General features: G+C 47.2%; 10 protein-coding genes and 1 pseudogene. 4 read left to right on the forward strand and 7 right to left on the reverse strand.

The genetic code is table 11. The features are described 5' to 3' along the window. Positions 1-475: 475 nt before the first annotated feature. The 7 genes and pseudogenes from Q4A89_RS09780 to Q4A89_RS09810 form a co-directional block, all read right to left on the reverse strand. Positions 476-1,183: a TatD family hydrolase gene (locus Q4A89_RS09780; protein WP_303185217.1), complete on the reverse strand. Its 708-nt coding sequence runs from the start codon at positions 1,181-1,183 to the stop codon at positions 476-478. Further along, the gene (gene qatC, locus Q4A89_RS09785; RefSeq protein ID WP_303185219.1) at positions 1,180-2,544 is read right to left on the reverse strand and encodes a Qat anti-phage system QueC-like protein QatC; all 1,365 of its coding nucleotides are present in this window, start codon (positions 2,542-2,544) and stop codon (positions 1,180-1,182) included. The genes Q4A89_RS09780 and qatC overlap by 4 nt, the downstream gene beginning before the upstream one ends. Next, positions 2,534-3,274 carry a hypothetical protein gene (locus Q4A89_RS09790; RefSeq protein ID WP_303185221.1) on the reverse strand — a complete coding sequence of 247 codons (741 nt, stop codon included), beginning with the start codon at positions 3,272-3,274 and terminating at the stop codon, positions 2,534-2,536. The genes qatC and Q4A89_RS09790 overlap by 11 nt, the downstream gene beginning before the upstream one ends. Further along, the gene (locus tag Q4A89_RS09795; protein ID WP_303185222.1) at positions 3,274-5,115 is read right to left on the reverse strand and encodes a P-loop NTPase fold protein; all 1,842 of its coding nucleotides are present in this window, start codon (positions 5,113-5,115) and stop codon (positions 3,274-3,276) included. The genes Q4A89_RS09790 and Q4A89_RS09795 overlap by 1 nt, the downstream gene beginning before the upstream one ends. A gap of 20 nt (positions 5,116-5,135) precedes the next feature. Beyond that, positions 5,136-5,326, reverse strand: a pseudogene (locus tag Q4A89_RS09800) (helix-turn-helix domain-containing protein). 202 nt (positions 5,327-5,528) lie between these two features. Next, positions 5,529-7,436 (reverse strand): molecular chaperone DnaK, encoded by a 1,908-nt coding sequence (gene dnaK / locus Q4A89_RS09805; RefSeq protein WP_303185223.1) that lies wholly within the window; start codon positions 7,434-7,436, stop codon positions 5,529-5,531. Positions 7,437-7,701: 265 nt separating this feature from the next. After that, the gene (locus Q4A89_RS09810) at positions 7,702-9,171 is read right to left on the reverse strand and encodes a glycoside hydrolase family 125 protein (protein ID WP_303185224.1); all 1,470 of its coding nucleotides are present in this window, start codon (positions 9,169-9,171) and stop codon (positions 7,702-7,704) included. Positions 9,172-9,635: 464 nt separating this feature from the next. Here Q4A89_RS09810 and Q4A89_RS09815 point away from each other — a divergent pair, with 464 nt between their 5' ends. The 4 genes from Q4A89_RS09815 to Q4A89_RS09830 all read left to right on the forward strand — a co-directional run bounded on the left by Q4A89_RS09815 (position 9,636) and on the right by Q4A89_RS09830 (position 17,039). Then, positions 9,636-11,087, forward strand: a complete 1,452-nt coding sequence (locus Q4A89_RS09815) for a hypothetical protein (RefSeq protein WP_303185225.1) — start codon at positions 9,636-9,638, stop codon at positions 11,085-11,087. Further along, positions 11,059-12,447, forward strand: coding sequence for a GDSL-type esterase/lipase family protein (locus Q4A89_RS09820; protein ID WP_303185226.1), 1,389 nt, complete (start codon positions 11,059-11,061; stop codon positions 12,445-12,447). The genes Q4A89_RS09815 and Q4A89_RS09820 overlap by 29 nt, the downstream gene beginning before the upstream one ends. Before the next feature lie 101 nt (positions 12,448-12,548). Then, the gene (locus Q4A89_RS09825; protein WP_303185229.1) at positions 12,549-14,015 is read left to right on the forward strand and encodes an MBOAT family protein; all 1,467 of its coding nucleotides are present in this window, start codon (positions 12,549-12,551) and stop codon (positions 14,013-14,015) included. 165 nt (positions 14,016-14,180) lie between these two features. After that, the gene (locus Q4A89_RS09830; protein WP_303185227.1) at positions 14,181-17,039 is read left to right on the forward strand and encodes a pitrilysin family protein; all 2,859 of its coding nucleotides are present in this window, start codon (positions 14,181-14,183) and stop codon (positions 17,037-17,039) included. Positions 17,040-17,097 lie beyond the last annotated feature (58 nt).

Below are 17,097 nucleotides of genomic sequence, written 5' to 3' on the forward strand. Positions count from 1 at the left end.
GATTCTGTTCTCTCAATATTGTAGCTCTCAGTGTCCGAAAGCATTTGCAGAAGTTTCTTTTTCGTTATCATAATTTTCCTGTTATCTCCATATGTAATATCGGGTAATCTTTACTCATCCCAGTTTTTGGGGAACGTCCAACGTCTCGACACTCAAATATTCAACGGCATAATTCAGAAGAGTTGCTCTATGACTCTTGCCTATTGAATTGGGGTCAACAAAAAGTATCTTGAGATGTTTACCCGAAACTCCAATAAAGCCGATTATCTTTTCAGTCGATTGTAAAACGTATAAATCCACGGTAGAAGAAAGATCTGTAGCTCCAAGATGTTTGTAAAATTCAAAGTCTTCAAGCTTCTCAAAACTGTACGTCGCTTTTACTGCACTTTCCCAAATGTTTATTATTTCGGAGTGGTCTAATGCGTTTATTTATTGGATACAATCTCTCTCCATATTTTAATTGAAATGTGTGTGATTATTCAATATTTCGGATGATGCGCGAAAAGTTCTGCCTTATTATATTTTTTACGGAATCCTTCGAATCTCCCCATATATCAGATAGATAAGAATATGTATCTATTAAACTCCCCTTTGCTATATAAGGAAAGTCAGTTTCTGTCAGTATCAACTCCTTAGGAATTTTAGATATTATTCTTCTCCCTTTTTCAGATGAAAACATCGCAGAATTAATGGAGAAGAAATAGCCGTACTCTACAATTTTTTCTATGAGATTAATAGGTCCTGAATACCAGTGAAAAATTGCATTTCTGATTCTATTCTTGACAAGCATTTCCAATGTCTCTTTTTCTGCTCGTCGGGAGTGTAAACTTAAAATCTTGTTTTTTGATTTTATGCAATCAAGAACAAATTCAAAACTTTTAATCTGAATTTCCTTTGTCGAAAACCCTTCTCGTGAGAAATCTAATCCGACTTCTCCTATATATGATGTCATATCAAGATATTGCTTGAACTTCGAGTACTCTTTCTCATGTTCTGTTGCTCTCAATGGATGTAATCCTAATGCAAGCCGAATATACCTATACTGTCTTACATGATTTACACCCATTTGAAAATGGCTTGGCAAGTTTGTCATTCCAATCGTTATAATTTGCCTTTTCTCATTTTCCGAAATATATTTTTCGGGATTTTTTGCCATATCAAAATGGCAGTGAACATCTATCATTGGATACCTAATTTCTTTTTAATTTCAATGCTTCCTTTATCCCGAATCCAATCTAAAATTTGACTTCGAGTTCTAAGAACTACACTTGCGTACTGTTCTACTTTATTCAACGGTAAAGTCCCATTTATCAAAAGGTTCTTTTCAATATCCTCAATTGAGAGAGGATTTCTCATATAGTCAAGAAAGGCAGGGATATCAGGTAGCTTCTCCAAAGGATACTTTTGGGGATTAAAAAGATTCGTACCTACAATCTCATTATCCAGTCCTATCTGATGCAAGGAAACTCTTCTGTATATACATGGCATGCAAATTCCACATTGGGGTGCTGTTCTTACATCCCAATATACCTTATGGCCTCTTTTAGCGCAAGAGCAAGAATGTTGGTATGTAGCAATTAGCATGTCTTTATCATGGCAATTTTCTAACATTTCACCTTTTGTTTTCATTTCATATTCATTTCTTATAAGATGATTTAGCCCTAATTGGGAAATAAAATCAATAACTTTCGCTAGATAGTATGGATGCGCCGTTCTTGTACTGCAACTGCTCCGTCTTGAAGGAGTTAAAGGATGATTTAAAGAGATTGTCCCATTCTCTGGGATTAAAACCTCTGTTCCATCACCAATTGAATGGGCAACAAAAATGGCTTGACATAGAAACAAAAAAGAACGACTTCTTAAAGATGGCTCATTCTCTCTTTCATTTCCATTTACATCAGAATTTGACAAATCCACTCGCGTTTGAATAAAATGATAATGAGAATATTTTCTCGACAAGATTTTGTGAATTTTATCTTGGTCGGATTTTGCGCCTTTAAATGCAGCATCATAATGCGACACAAGAACAATCTTATCTTTTGAACTTGACAAATGGTCGATTACTCCCACCAAAGAATCTAATCCTCCTGAAAACAAACTTACTTTATTAAAAGATTGTCGATATCTGTCTGTAAATACTTTTGCACGAGGTTTAAACATATATAATGATGTAACTTTCCTTTTTGTAAATGATATATTCCATTCATCTCCTGTTAAAAAAGAAAGTAAATGTTCTAATTCTGTTTTCCCTTTTTCAAATATTTCGGGGGATTCAACGGGAAACTCAACTTCAATATCTCTCGACCAACCATTTGTCGAAAAATCTTTTCTCGGCAATAAAATGTCAATCCCATATACATAACAACCAATCAAAAATATATCAAATGCAAGACCTCCTTTTTGATTGGTAAATTTGCATAGATTCACATAGTCAATATTCAGTGTAACTGAAATATTTCTATTATCTGAATTTTCATATCCCAATTTTATTTTAGAAAATTCACCTCTGACAACAGCCCGCGGAATAGTAATGTTAACCTTCATAATTTTCAAATGCTTTAAGTGTATCTTCAAAAATATTCTTGACTAACCCATCACCTTCTTTGCCTTCCCAATCGACCTTAATAAGGTCTCGTTTCCGAGCAACATTTTTCACCCTCTCAACAAGGAATTTTTTTAGCTGAGTGTAAAAGTTTGATGTTGCTGCTTTTCCTTTTTCTTCAATAAGTTTCTCGTAAAAATCAATAGACAGATGTTCATAAATGTAATAAGCATAGTACTTTATCAAAAGTTCCTCGATGCCATATTCCTCTATCTTTTCCTCAAAACTCTTTGCTAATTCTTCGAAATTCTTCGCTTCACTACTTATTTCTTCAAGCAATTGTCTTTCGGCTGCTTTAGCAGCAGTTTCATCTAACGAGGATGCAACGCCAGCACAATACTCTAGTAAATAATTTATAGCTTCGTTTGGCTTAGTGGTGTAGGTTGCATCAAAGCCAATGCTAGATAAAGCAGACCTGAATCCTTTAGTTTTTACATCGCTTAAAAAGCCTCCTAATTTTTGCGCTGTTCTTATACCCGCTCGACCTCCGATTTTGGATTTTCCTCTCCCCCCAAAATTTGAGCCTCCTAAGAATTTTGCAAAATTAGAAGTAACGTTACTTAAACTGTTGTTAGAAATAAATCCAGCTTCACATGCTCTGGTTACACTGCCGCTTAATTGCGACCAATTAGGATTACCTTTAGCCCCTTCATAAGATTTCGATGTTCCCATTATATTTTTCCTTTTTGTTTATTTCCCACAAATTGGTTGAATTCAGGATGGATCCCTGTAAACTGCTTTAGAGATTCAATTACCGCAGGGGGTAATTTCCTTCTTACACTTGTAAGGGCTTCAAGATAAATAGATTTACAATCAAACCCCTCTCTTAATGCGATGTTAAATAGGTCGTAATACCTGTTTTTATCAGGTTCTGTAATTATTCGTTGTTTCAACAGACTGAAGAACGCGCTTTGAGAATTTTCGTTCAAAACCTTTAGTCCTTTATTAAGGATTTCAGTCGTTAATTTTTCTGCCATACCATCTGGTTCTAACTTTGCCATCAATGATTTAACCACTGGCGGAACTAATAGGTTACTTTGCATGGATGACAATTTATCTCTTGAAATCCAATAATAGTCCCGAAGGTCAATTTTAGAAAGCAATGGTTCACTACCCATCCAATTAATAATTTTGGGTTTGTTCCATTCTTTTAAATCGTCCGTTAAAGTTAATTGCACATCGCTTTTCTTACAGCAAATTTCTTCAAGTTTTTCTAATTGAGTAGCAATCCCTTGATTGGATATTTGCCAATTGTATAATATTTCAAAAAGTTTTGGCTCCGCGTATTCCAAAATCATTAGTTTGGCTAATATATCATCTCTGAAATCTTTTATATGAGCAACTGTAGCTAATTTCTTTCTTAGCATAAACGTATTTAGGAAGCGTTTAATTTGCCGAGGATTTCCGTATAAACTTTCCGAAATAATAGGCGATAACTTTGCAATTAGCGAAACATTCTGTTCCAATCTTTCTGTTTTACTTGCATCTCCTACAGCATCTTTGACCTTAGCAAAATCAAATACAGAATACCTTTCTTCCTCTTTGAATTTCTTAAATGCCTCCAAGACTTTATTAAAGTCATCTGCTGACACCAAGTCATTTTCACAAAAAAGCAGTGTAATATATGTTTCCACTTCAGAATCGGATAGTTTAGGCAGACTGTAGGGTATTTGAATTAATTTCTCAAGATAGTCATTCACAATCCTGTCATTTGTGTTCTCGGCATTTGTGTCAATGATTTTATCCTTATATCTGTATTCAATTGCATGTCTAACAATTCTTGGGTCTGCTCCTATTACAAATGCAGTGTTTTTTACATTTAAAAATAATTTTATTGCTTCAAGATTATCAATAATTCTATCGGGCAGACATCTATCGAGGTCGTCTATAATGATGACAAGTTTATCTATCTTAGACTTTTTCAATAATTCTTCAAAATCATCTCGGAATTTACGTACTACATCAAAATTATCAGTATTTTCAGATTCCTTCACGAATTGTTTTAGAAATCCTTCCGTATCATGTCCTTTTATTTTTGCTACTAATTCATCAGGGGTTTCTGCTGCATCTTTTAAGCCATTTGCCAGTTGAGGAATAAGGCTTAGACCTCCCGTCATATAAGCAGCGGCAGCAGGTAGGGCGATGTTCTTTATTCCAAATCCGACAACTCGCATCCACTTAACAGATTTGAATAGTTTTTTTATATCATCCTTTATTTCTGCACCAAACTTTTTTTCGTCTTCAAATTCCTTTAATATCGTTTCAAGCAAAGCGGCTTTTGCATCATCATATCCTTCAAAAACCCATCCATTAAAGTAGAGACATGCTGTTTTGGGTTCTTTCTCTATTTCCTTCTTGAGTACTTCCAATATACTTGATTTGCCACTTCCCCAATCTCCAAACAGACCAATTGTAAGAGGTAGCATTTTCTCATCTTTTATGAGTTCTTTTATCAGGTTTGCATGTACATCGAAACCTAAAAAATCTTTGTCTGTAATATTATCTGTCCACATATCAATCGAATTTCATACTTCTATTTAGCATTAATTAGCTCTCCTGCATCCACCCTCAATATCTCCGCAATCTGGAAGAGGGTTTCAAGGCTTGGTTGGCGTCTATTGCAGACATAGGCATTGGCCATGCTGAAATTCTTGCCGAGTTTTTCGGTAATTGTTGTTTGTGTTTGATGCTTTTTTCCTCAAGCATTTCTTTTGTTCGATTCATGGAGTTAATCGCTATTACGTTTGATAGCGCAAAGATAGGAAATCAAATAGCATATAAAAAGGGAAAGAGCATTTTTTCTCATTTCCTTATGATTCAAAAAAAGAGAGTGAAATCACTTTGTGATACACCCTCTTGTCTTCGTAGGTCAGACGTTTATTGTCTTATCTAATATGCCCTCATTTTAGATATGTGAGGTAGCATACTATTTGACCTCCTCAAAATCCACATCCGTTACGTTACCGTCGGGAGCTCCTCCTTCATTGCCTCCGGTGGGAGCGCTTCCGGCTGACGGACCACCTGCCTGCGCATTTTGTGCGTTGTACAGGTCCTGACTGGCTGCCTGGAATACGTTGTTCAGCTCGGCCGTAGCGGTATCAATCGCTGCGAGGTCTTGCGCTTTATGCGCCTCTTTCAGCTTACTCAGAGCTGCTTCGATCTGCGACTTTTTGTCGGCCGGCAGTTTGTCGCCGAGGTCTTTCAGCTGTTTTTCCGTCTGGAAAATCATGCTGTCCGCCTGATTGATCTTATCGATGCGTTCACGTTCTTTCTTGTCCGCTTCGGCATTGGCGGCCGCTTCGTCTTTCATCCGTTTGATCTCGTCTTCGCTCAGACCGCTTGAGGCTTCGATGCGTATGCTCTGCACCTTGCCCGTTCCTTTGTCCTTGGCCGATACATTCAGGATTCCGTTGGCATCGATGTCGAACGTTACTTCGATCTGCGGAACGCCGCGTGGTGCGGGTGGGATTCCGTCAAGGTGGAAGCGTCCGATCGATTTATTATCCTTCGCCATGGAACGTTCGCCCTGCAATACATGAATTTCGACCGAAGGCTGGTTGTCGACCGCCGTCGTAAACACCTCCGATTTTTTGGTCGGAATCGTCGTGTTCGCATCGATCAAGCGGGTCATGACGCTACCCATGGTCTCGATACCGAGTGACAGCGGCGTTACGTCGAGCAATACGACGTCTTTGACATCGCCGGAGAGGACACCGCCCTGGATGGCCGCGCCGACTGCAACGACTTCGTCCGGGTTCACTCCCTTGGAAGGAGCTTTGCCGAAGAACTGTTCAACGAGCTGTTGTACGGCCGGGATACGGGTCGAGCCGCCGACAAGGATCACTTCGTTGATATCCGAGGTGGTCAGACCGGCATCGGCCAATGCGCGTTTACACGGCTCGAGGCATGCCTGAATCAGGGTGTCGGCCAGCTGTTCGAATTTGGCACGCGTCAGCGTACGTACGAGGTGCTTCGGAATTCCGTCCACCGGCATGATGTACGGCAAGTTGATCTCCGTGCTTGTCGAGCTTGACAATTCGATCTTCGCTTTTTCGGCCGCTTCTTTCAGCCGTTGCAGAGCCATCGGGTCTTTCCGCAGGTCGATATTTTCGTCCTTCAGAAACTCTTCGGCCAGCCAGTCGATGATCACATGGTCGAAATCATCTCCTCCGAGGTGCGTGTCGCCGTTCGTCGATTTTACTTCGAATACGCCTCCGCCCAGCTCGAGGATAGAGATGTCGAACGTACCGCCACCGAGGTCGAACACCGCGATCTTCATGTCTTTGTTCGATTTGTCGAGACCATAAGCCAACGAGGCGGCTGTCGGTTCGTTAACGATACGGCGAACTTTCAACCCTGCGATTTCGCCGGCTTCTTTCGTTGCCTGACGTTGTGCGTCGTTGAAGTAGGCCGGCACCGTGATCACGGCTTCCGTCACTTCCTGTCCGAGATAATCTTCGGCCGTCTTTTTCATCTTCTGAAGAATCATCGCCGAAATTTCCTGCGGCGTATAGAGGCGTCCGTCGATATCGACACGCGGCGTATTGTTATCGCCCCGCACCACCTTGTAAGGGATACGGTTGATTTCTCTTTGCACCTGATCGAACGTTTCACCCATAAAACGCTTGATCGAGAAGACCGTCTTCTGAGGGTTCGTAATGGCCTGGCGCTTGGCCGGATCACCCACTTTACGTTCGCCTCCTTCTACAAAGGCGACGATCGAAGGCGTCGTACGTTTGCCTTCGCTATTCGTAATCACCACCGGCTCGTTACCCTCGAGGACAGAGACGCACGAGTTGGTTGTTCCTAAGTCAATTCCAATAATTTTTCCCATAGTTTTATTCTGTATTAATTGTTTTATTTTTTACTTCAATATCATCCATGCGTTAAATATGTCGATTGATAAGCGGCAAATAACGTGCCAAAAATGATGAGGAGATACCTTGTCATAATTTCTGACATTTTGTCGCTTTTTTGATGGACTGTCCCGACCTTGGGTGACATTCCGCCATAAAAAAGAGACAGCCTCGAAGTCCGTTTTTCGAGGCTGCCCGTTGAAGTATGCCGTTTTTTAGTGCGGCTTATTTGGGGAAAGACAATCAGAGGCTGTTCAGCAAATCTGTTTTTCCGTCTTTTACTAATTTGAGAATCAGTTCTCCGAACAGTGTATTTTGCCAGGCGAACCATGCGCGTGTAAAGTTCGACGGGTCATCTTTATGGAATGACTCGTGCATGAAACCCATCTCATTGTCCGTATCCATCAGCATGCGGATGCACGTTTTGATTTCGGCATCGTCGCGGCTGGTAAACGCTTTCATCATGATCGACATCGGCCAAACCATGTCGTAGCCGATATGCGGCCCGCCGATTCCTTCGCCGGCTTTTCCCTTGAAGAAGTACGGGTTATCTTCGCTCCATACGAAACGACGCGTATTCTGATAAATCGGGTCGTTGATATCTACATCGCCGAGGTAGGCCATGGCCAGCAGGCTGGGCACGTTGGCATCATCCATCATCAATTGGTTTCCGAAACCGTCCACCTCGAACGCGTAGATTTTTCCGTATTTCGGATGGTCGTTTACGGCATATTGTTTAAGAGCCGTTTCTACTTCCGAAGCCAGTTCGGTGCATTCTTTCGCCAAGTCGTTGTTTTTGTTTACTTTGTCCAGTATCTCGGCCGCTTTACGCAGAGAACTTACCGCGAAGAAGTTTGACGGGATGAGGAATTGCAGAATCGTGGCATCGTCCGACGGACGGAATGCGGAGGCAATCAGCCCGACCGGTTTTACGGGGTTGCCCCATCCGTAGTTCGGCTGGGTGTCCGTCGCTACGGCGGTGATACGTTGGAACTTATACGGGCCAAGGTCGTTCTTGCGTTGTTGTTCTTTAAACGTACGCAAGATGTTCCGTACCGTTTCGAGCCATTGTTCGTTGGTAAAGATGCTTTTATCACCCGTCACTTTCCAGTATTCGTAAGCAAGGCGAAGCGGGTAACAGAGCGAGTCGATCTCCCATTTGCGTTCGTGCAGTTCGGGAATCATTTTTGTCAGGTCTTTCTGCCATTCGCCGCCGACAGGTCCGTCGTTGAACGCGTTGGCATAAGGATCGAGCAGGATACATTTGAACTGACGCAGGATGACTCCGCGGATCATTCGGCGCAGCTCCTCGTCTTTTTTGGCGAACTGTACATAAGGCCATACCTGAGCGCCTGAGTCGCGCAGCCACATGGCGTGAATGTCGCCCGTATAAACGAAGGTATCGTCATCTCCGTCGATGGCGCGGTAATGGACGGTGGTGTCGAGCGTGTTCGGGAAACAGTTTTCGAACATCCACGCCAACTTTGGGTTAGTCAGCAGTTTTTTGATACGGATAATCTCTTTCTCGATCGCTTTCGACGAGAATAGTCGTTCGGACACGGGCGGGCGATTCGTTTGGGTATAGTCGGCCGCTGCAAGTACGGCCGTGTTGTCACGTTCCATGACGAGGCCGGCGGCTTTCGCTTGCGGACTGCACAAGAAAAATGCAGCTGTTACGGCAGCCGCTCCCGCGATTTTCAAAGTCTTTTTCATTACGTTTTTCAATTTAAAATATTAGCGGCAAAGATAGCGGTTTTGCTCTGCTTGTGCAATACATGATCGACGCCGTTGATCCGGCAAAGTCTGTGGGCGTGTCCCGAACGAATCAGTCTACCTGATTCGTTACTTTAATAAGGCCGCTAAAGACTCTTTTCGATGGAATCCGAGAAGAGGAGAGAAGGCAGTCGCTTCGTGTATCAGGAGGCAATTCTACTCGCAGCTCTGGATAGATGAATGTTAAATGTAAAAAACGGCACATGAATACTGTGGGAGGATATCTCTAAGTTTATGACGATGATTGTGGTGTGAATAGCCTTGTTATAAGTTGTTTACTTTCGGAGGCTGAAGCCGGACAGTGTAATCAAATTAATCAAAATTTCGATGCGTTAACCATAGACGGCCTCCTTGTTTGGGCGCCTTCGATTTTTCACGTACTTTTGTGCGTTTTTTTAATAAAAATGAGAGCAACAGAGAGAAATTATTTCGGTCGGCTGCTGGCTATCATGTTAATAGCGATGGCATGCTGTCTGGGATTATATTGGCTGCCGGATGAGCTGTTCGGTATTCCGATCAAGAAAGTCGATATGCTGTCCGATTTGCGTGTCAAGGAGGAGGTGCAGTTGTCCGATTCGACGGATACGGCGATCTACGGGACATTGGAAACCGATTCACTGTCGCTTTCGGACACGGTAACTATCCGGGGTTTTAATTCCAAGCAGATTACCCAGCGGAATTTAACCTATCATGCCGTTACATCGAATATGCCTCAAGATACGACGCGCATCCGCATCGAGGATTACTCGGCGGGGCATACCGGCTTGTATCATTTCTTCAGGGCACTGAATCGGGCTCGGACGTTGAATCGTCCCGTACGTATCGCCTTTTTGGGCGATTCGTTTATCGAGGGGGATATCGTTGTGGCCGATTTTCGTGCCAAGATGCAGGAGCATTTCGGGGGACGCGGCGTAGGATTTGTGCCGGTCGCCTCGAAAGTCGCGCAGTTTCGCCCGACGATTAATCAACGGTCGAAGGGTTGGCTCACCCGTTCGATGCTCAACGATCGCAAATATAAATACGTGCTTCCGGGACTCCTGTTCGACGCCGATCCGGAGTCAGGCAGCGCCTCGATATCGTTCAAGACGGTCGATGCTTATCCCGGTCTGGAGGCGGTATCGTCGCTCAAATTCATTTATTCGCGCAACACGCAGTCGGAAATACGCTGGATATGCAATCATTCGAAAGATACGATTCTCGACACTTTGCCTGTTACCGATTCCATTATCCAATATGAGGTGAACGGCACGTTTACGGAAGGCCAGTTACGGTTTCAGAAGGCGAAAGGGCTTCGTGCGCTCGGGATCGCATTGGAGGACAACAACGGCGTGGTGGTCGACAATTTTTCGTTGCGTGGCAGTTCGGGAATGATTTTGAGCGAGCTGGACGAGCGTAGCTGCATGGCTTTTCGGAATGTGCGGCCTTATGATCTGATTGTCCTGCAATACGGGTTGAATGTGGCTACCGAGAAAACGAAAGATTACAGTTGGTACCGCAAGCGGATGGTCGATGCGATCCAACATGTGCAGCGTTGCTTCCCGGAGTCGGATATTTTACTGTTGAGTGTTTCCGACCGCAGTCATTACCGCGAAGGTGCTTACCGCACGATGCCTTCGATACGGGCTTTGTTACGCGCTCAGCGCGAAGCGGCGGCCGAGGCGCGCATCCCTTTTTGGAGCGTCTTTTCGGCGATGGGAGGCGAAGGCAGCATGGTGCGTTACGTGCAACAGCGCTGGGCCAGCAAAGATTATACGCATCTGAGTTTTCGTGGAGGGCGCGAGGTGGCCTCTTCGTTGTTCGATGCGCTGATTTTAGAAAAAAAATTTTATGATGAAATGGATAAAAAGACATATTGAATGGGGCGGACTGTTCGTCTTCATGGCCGCACTGACGGTCGGGCTAATCAGTGCCCGGATGAAGCCGGAGCCTGAGCAAAGCGAGCCGATGCCACTTCCTCTGCCCGAAGTGACGGAGGAGGTATGGACGCCGCGTGCTCCGCTGAAAGATGACATGCGTTCGAATCTTTCGTTCGCCATCGATTCGCTTTGCCGGATTACGGACCCTGCCCGTTCGCTCGATTCTTTTTTGGAAGAGCTGAACCAGTTGATGGCGGGAAAGGATACGACGATTCAGATCGTTCATTTAGGCGATTCGCATGTGCAGGCCGGTTTTTACAGCGGTGAGGCGATGCGTTTGCTGCAAGGCGCTTTCGGCAATGCCGGGCGAGGCTGGATTGCCCCGTATAAGCTGGCTCGCGATAACGAGCCGACGGATTATTTTATCACCTCGTCGCAGGTGAAGTCGTGGACGGTAGGGCGTTGTACGCGCCGCTTGTCGGATTGTGCGTGGGGACCGGGAGGCATCGGCATCCAAGCCGATGGGCCGGCGGTCGATTTTACAATCAGCATTGCTCCGAACAACGGCGCGGGCTACGAGTTCGATCAGGTGATTCTTTATCGCAACGAAGATGCACTGCCGATGCTCCCTGTCGGAGAAAACGAGCAGGTGGAAGCCGTTTGGGCGAAGGAGCCTTATTCGCCGGGGGTGATGGTCGATACCTTTAAATTACCGGCTAAGTCGGGAGAGCTGCAACTCTACACCGCCTCACAAGGGCGGTTGACGCCGGCGCGTCTCTCGTCGCTCCGAAACTGCTATTACGGCTTTGTGCTGACGAACGGCGAACCGGGGATTTTGTACCATTCCATCGGTCAGAACGGCGCGATGTTCGTGAACTACACGAATGAGGAGTATATCCGGCAGCTATCGCTGCTTGACCCGTCGCTGCTGATTGTTACGCTGGGCACGAACGAAACGTTCGGCGCCAATTTCTCGACGTCCGAATTCTTGTCGCAGGTCGACCGCTTTGTGCGTTTGGTTAAGGCGCACTTGCCTTTCACCGCGCTGGTGTTGAGTACGCCGGCCGAGAGTTTCCGTTCAGTGCGCGTGCGACGTGGCAAGCGAAGTTACAAACGGAACGAGAATGTCGATCTGGCGGCACGCGCCATCAAAGAATATGCCCGTCGGGAGGGAATCGCCTGCTTCGATTTGTACGGGATGACCGGAGGGGCGAACTCGTGCGAGCAGTGGCTGGCCTCGGAATATTTAGGGCATGACCGGATTCATTTTAATGTGGCCGGTTATCAGGAACAGGGCAAACTGCTTTACAAGGCGCTTGTCCGGAGTGAGTTGGGGTATCAGAAACGGAAATCTCTATGAGCGTTCTGGCAACCATTTCAGAGGTTTCATCGTCGGGGGCGAATGCCGGAATTGTGTGGGAGAAGCTCGGCGAGCTGCTGCGTTATCAGCCAGACGCGCCGATGCTCTTCAGTACGGGGCTGTTCTTTTTCCTTTTTATCGTTTTCTTCGCGGTATACCGGTCGTTACGACAGGCTACGACGGCCCGTATCGTTTACGTTACGCTTTTCTCCCTCTACTTTTATTATAAAAGCAGCGGCGTGTGGTTTGCCCTGCTCATTTTCACGGCTACTTCCGATTTCCTGATTGCCCGCGCGATTGCGCAAACGTCGCGCAAGGGACTGCGCAAGGCGTGGGTGGCGTTGAGCGTATGTATCAATATCGGGATGCTGGCCTACTTCAAATACACCAATTTCCTTTACGATTTGGGCGTTATGTTGCTGAGCAGCATCGGACAATGGATTGGGAACGCGGAGTGGTCGCAAATGACGTACAGTCCTTTGGATATTTTTCTGCCGGTCGGCATCTCGTTCTTTACGTTCCAGTCGCTCAGTTATACGATCGATGTGTACCGGAACCGGCTGGAACCATTGAACCGGTGGATCGATTATTTATTTTACGTTTCCTTCTTCCCGGGTTTGGTAGCCGGGCCGATTGTGCGGGCGCGCGATTTCATCCCGCAGATGTTTCGCAGTCCGAGACTGTCGAAGGAGCATTTGGGCGAGGGACTTTACTTGATCATTTGCGGCCTGTTCAAGAAATGCGTGATTTCCGACTACATCAGCATCAATTTCGTCGACCGTATTTTTGATGCGCCTACGCTTTATACCGGTCTCGAAAACCTGTTCGGGGTTTATGGCTACGCGCTTCAGATTTATTGCGATTTTTCGGGTTATTCCGATATGGCCATCGGTATCGCGCTGCTGATGGGGATTCGTTTCAACGTCAATTTCGATTCGCCTTATCAATCGGCGACTATCACCGAGTTCTGGAGGCGTTGGCACATCTCGTTATCGAGCTGGTTGAAAGATTACCTGTATATCTCGATGGGCGGGAATCGCAAGGGGAAGTTTCGCACCTATGTGAATCTGATTGTGACGATGCTCTTGGGAGGGTTGTGGCACGGCGCTTCGATGCGTTTCATCCTGTGGGGGGCGCTGCACGGTGTTGCGCTGGCCGGACACAAGTTCGTGATGAGTCGTTTCAGCAGTTTCAAGCCGGAAGGCGAGCAGATGTCTTCGGTACGCCGGTTGGCCGGTATGATTCTGACCTTCCATCTGGTATGTCTGGGCTGGGTCTTTTTCCGGGCCGATACGGTACAAATCGGGACGGATGTGCTGACGCGGATTTTCACCGATTTTCATCCGGAGGTGTTCACGCAGTTCGTTGTCGGTTATCCCGGCGTTTCGGTTCTGATCGTTACGGGCTATCTGCTTCATTTCGTACCCAAACACATCGATTTGAAAATGCAACGCGTAGTCACGGAATCGCCCATGCTGGTTCAGGCGTTGTACCTGATTCTGGCGATTTTCATAGTGATACAGGTAAAAAGTTCGGGGGTCGTTCCGTTTATTTATTTTCAGTTCTGAACGTTTGTTGTCGATACGTGATGATTCGTTTATAAGGCAAGTATATGGGGCTGAAAAGGAGGCCTCCTTTCGTTCGCGAAGGGGCGGTGACGACTGTTCGGCGGAGGGGGTACGAACCTCGGAAGATGTGAACCATTTCGACCTGAAAAATGTTGAAAGGATACGATGACAGTTCACGTTCCGAAAATAAAACAAACTTCGTCCGTTCGGGTATCGACGGAAGTGCATGAGCATATACTGGACAATGGTTTGACGGTTTGGTTGAACGAAGACCACAGTCAGCCGAAAGTTTTCGGCGCCGTAGTCGTCAAGGCCGGTTCGAAAGATTCGCCCAATACGGGTATCGCCCATTACTTCGAACACATGATGTTCAAAGGGACGGACAAGATCGGGACGATGGATTACGCGGCCGAGAAGGTGCTGCTCGACGCCATTGCCGAGAAATATGACGAGCTGGCGCGGACGAAAGACGCGGCGGCACGTACCGTCATCCAGCAGGCCATCAACGAGCTGAGCGTGCGTGCGGCCGAATATGTGATCCCTAACGAGTTCGACAAACTGATTACGAAGTATGGCGGTTCGAAGCTGAACGCGGGCACGTCGTACGATTACACGGTTTATCACAATCTTTTTTCGCCGCAATATATGGAGCAGTGGGCGGAGCTGAACAGCGAACGCCTGCTGAACCCCGTCTTCCGTATGTTTCAGAGCGAGCTGGAGACGGTCTACGAGGAGAAGAACCGGCGCGACGACATGATTCTCAACCAGGCTATCGAGCGGTTGATGGAGATTTATTTCCGTCCGCACCCGTACGCCTATCCGATCATCGGGAGCGCGGAAAACTTGAAGAACCCGCGCCTGTCGGAGATGCGCAAGTTTTTCGAGGCTTATTACGTGTCGTCGAACATGGGGCTGATTCTGAGCGGCGATTTCGATACGGAACGGGTGCTTCCCGTTTTGGAACGAACGTTTTCGCGCATCCCGCGCGGCGTCGTCGAACCGGTATCGTCGGTAAAGATTCGTCCGTTCCGCGGTCGGGAGAAGACGACGGTGAAGATTCCGCTTCCGCTGCTCAAGGCGGTGGCGCTCGGTTTCCGCGGCGTCCCGGCCAGTCACTCCGACCAGACGGCGCTCGATGTGGCCGTGGGTATCCTCAATAATTCGAACGGCACGGGTTATCTGGACAAGTTGATGGTAGACCGCCGGGTGATGGGCGCGATGGTAGGCGGGGAGTCGTTTAACGAAGCCGGATTTATCGGGATCGTGGTAGTGCCGAGGCTGTCGCACACGTGCCGATCGGCCGAGAAAATGATCTGGCGCGAGCTGGAGCGGGTGAAGAAGGGCGATTTCACGGACGAGATGTTCAACAGCCTCAAACGCGAACAGCTGCGGCGTCATCTGACGGAATTGGAGGACATCGACTCGCGCAGTCAGGTGCTGGTACGTTTGTTTTCGCAGGGTAAGACATGGGCCGATTATCAGGAGGAGTTAGACCGCGCCGAGGCGCTGACGAAAGACGACGTGGTGAAGGTGGCCAACCGTTACTTCGGCGATAATTATCTCTATGTCCGGAAAAAGACGGGGCGTTACACCAAGACGCATTTGGCCAAGCCCGATTTCGCACCCATCGTGCCGCGTCATGCCGATGCCTCGTCGGAATATAGCAAGCAGTTGGACGCGATTCCGGTGCAGGAGGTTCAGCCGCGTTACGTGGACTTCGACCGGGATGTGCAGACGCTTCAGCTGACGCCGCGCACGACGCTGTACGTGACGCCCAACCGCGTAAACCATATTTTTACGCTAAAACTCTCGTACGGCATCGGGCTCGTCGAAGAACCGAGGCTCAAACTGCTGGCCGGGTATATCCCGCTGCTGGGCACGAAATCGCAATCGTTCGAGGCTTTGCGTACGCGGTTGCAGACGCTGGGCAGCACGCTCGATCTGGATGCGGACAAGCATAGTTTGACGTTCAAAATTACGGGCTTCGACAAGGCTTTGGATGAGACGCTGGAGGTGGCCGGCGATTTTCTGGCCAATGTATCTCCCGACGACCGGAAACTGAAAACGCTCGTCGACGATGCGAAGGTGGCCGAAAAGGCCTTCTTCAAGTCGAACAACGAAGTGGCCGAAGCGCTGTTCGAATACGTGCAGTACGGCGACCAGTCGCAATACCTGACCAAGCCCTCGTTCAAGGAAATCAAGCGTATCCGGGGGCGCGAGCTGGTCGACCTCTTTCACCGCGCCACGCAGGTGGCCTGTACGATGCACTATTGCGGGACGCTGGAGGCCGAAAGGGTAGGGGAGCAGATTGCCCGCTCGCTGCCTTTGGGGCAGATTATCCGCCCGTCGCTCTCGCCCGTCTGGCGCGATTTCGTCACGTACGAGAAGCCGCTCGTTTTCTTCTACCACATGCCCGACGTGTTTCAGAACATCATCTACGCCTATATGGCAGGGAAACCCCTCGATACGCTCAAGAAGAGGCACGAAGCGAACCTGTTTTCGCGCTATTTCGGCGAAGGCATGTCGTCGCTCATGTTTCAGGAAATCCGCGAGTTCCGCTCGCTGGCGTACTATACGTCGGGGGCTTACCGGCTGCCGCCTTACTGCCTCTCCGATAAACCGACCCGTTTCGTGGCTTACCTCTCTACGCAATGCGACAAGACGATCGATGCCCTGAACGTGCTCAACGCGCTGATACAGGAGATGCCCGAACGTCCCGAACGCATCGAGGCACTGATTCGTGCCGGCATTAACTTCACGAACAACGAGTACCCGGCCTTCCGCGACATCTCGACGAAAATCGCCGACTATCGCCGCGACGGGTACACGGAAGACCCGAACCGCTCGCTGCTCGACGATATCGGCCGCATGCGTATGGAGGATATCGTACGTTTTTACCGATCGCATGTGCAGGGGCGCACGCTCGTCTACGTCATCGTCGGCAACTCGCGCCAAATCGATATGCGGCGTCTTGCGGCGTTCGGAGACGTCATCCGACTGAAAAAGAAAGATTTTTATCGCTGACGGATTCTTCGAAAGTGAAAAACGAAAAGTGAAAAGTGAAAAACGAAAAGTGAAAAAT

The sequence above is a fragment of the Tannerella sp. genome (assembly GCF_030528505.1).
Classification (GTDB): domain Bacteria; phylum Bacteroidota; class Bacteroidia; order Bacteroidales; family Tannerellaceae; genus Tannerella.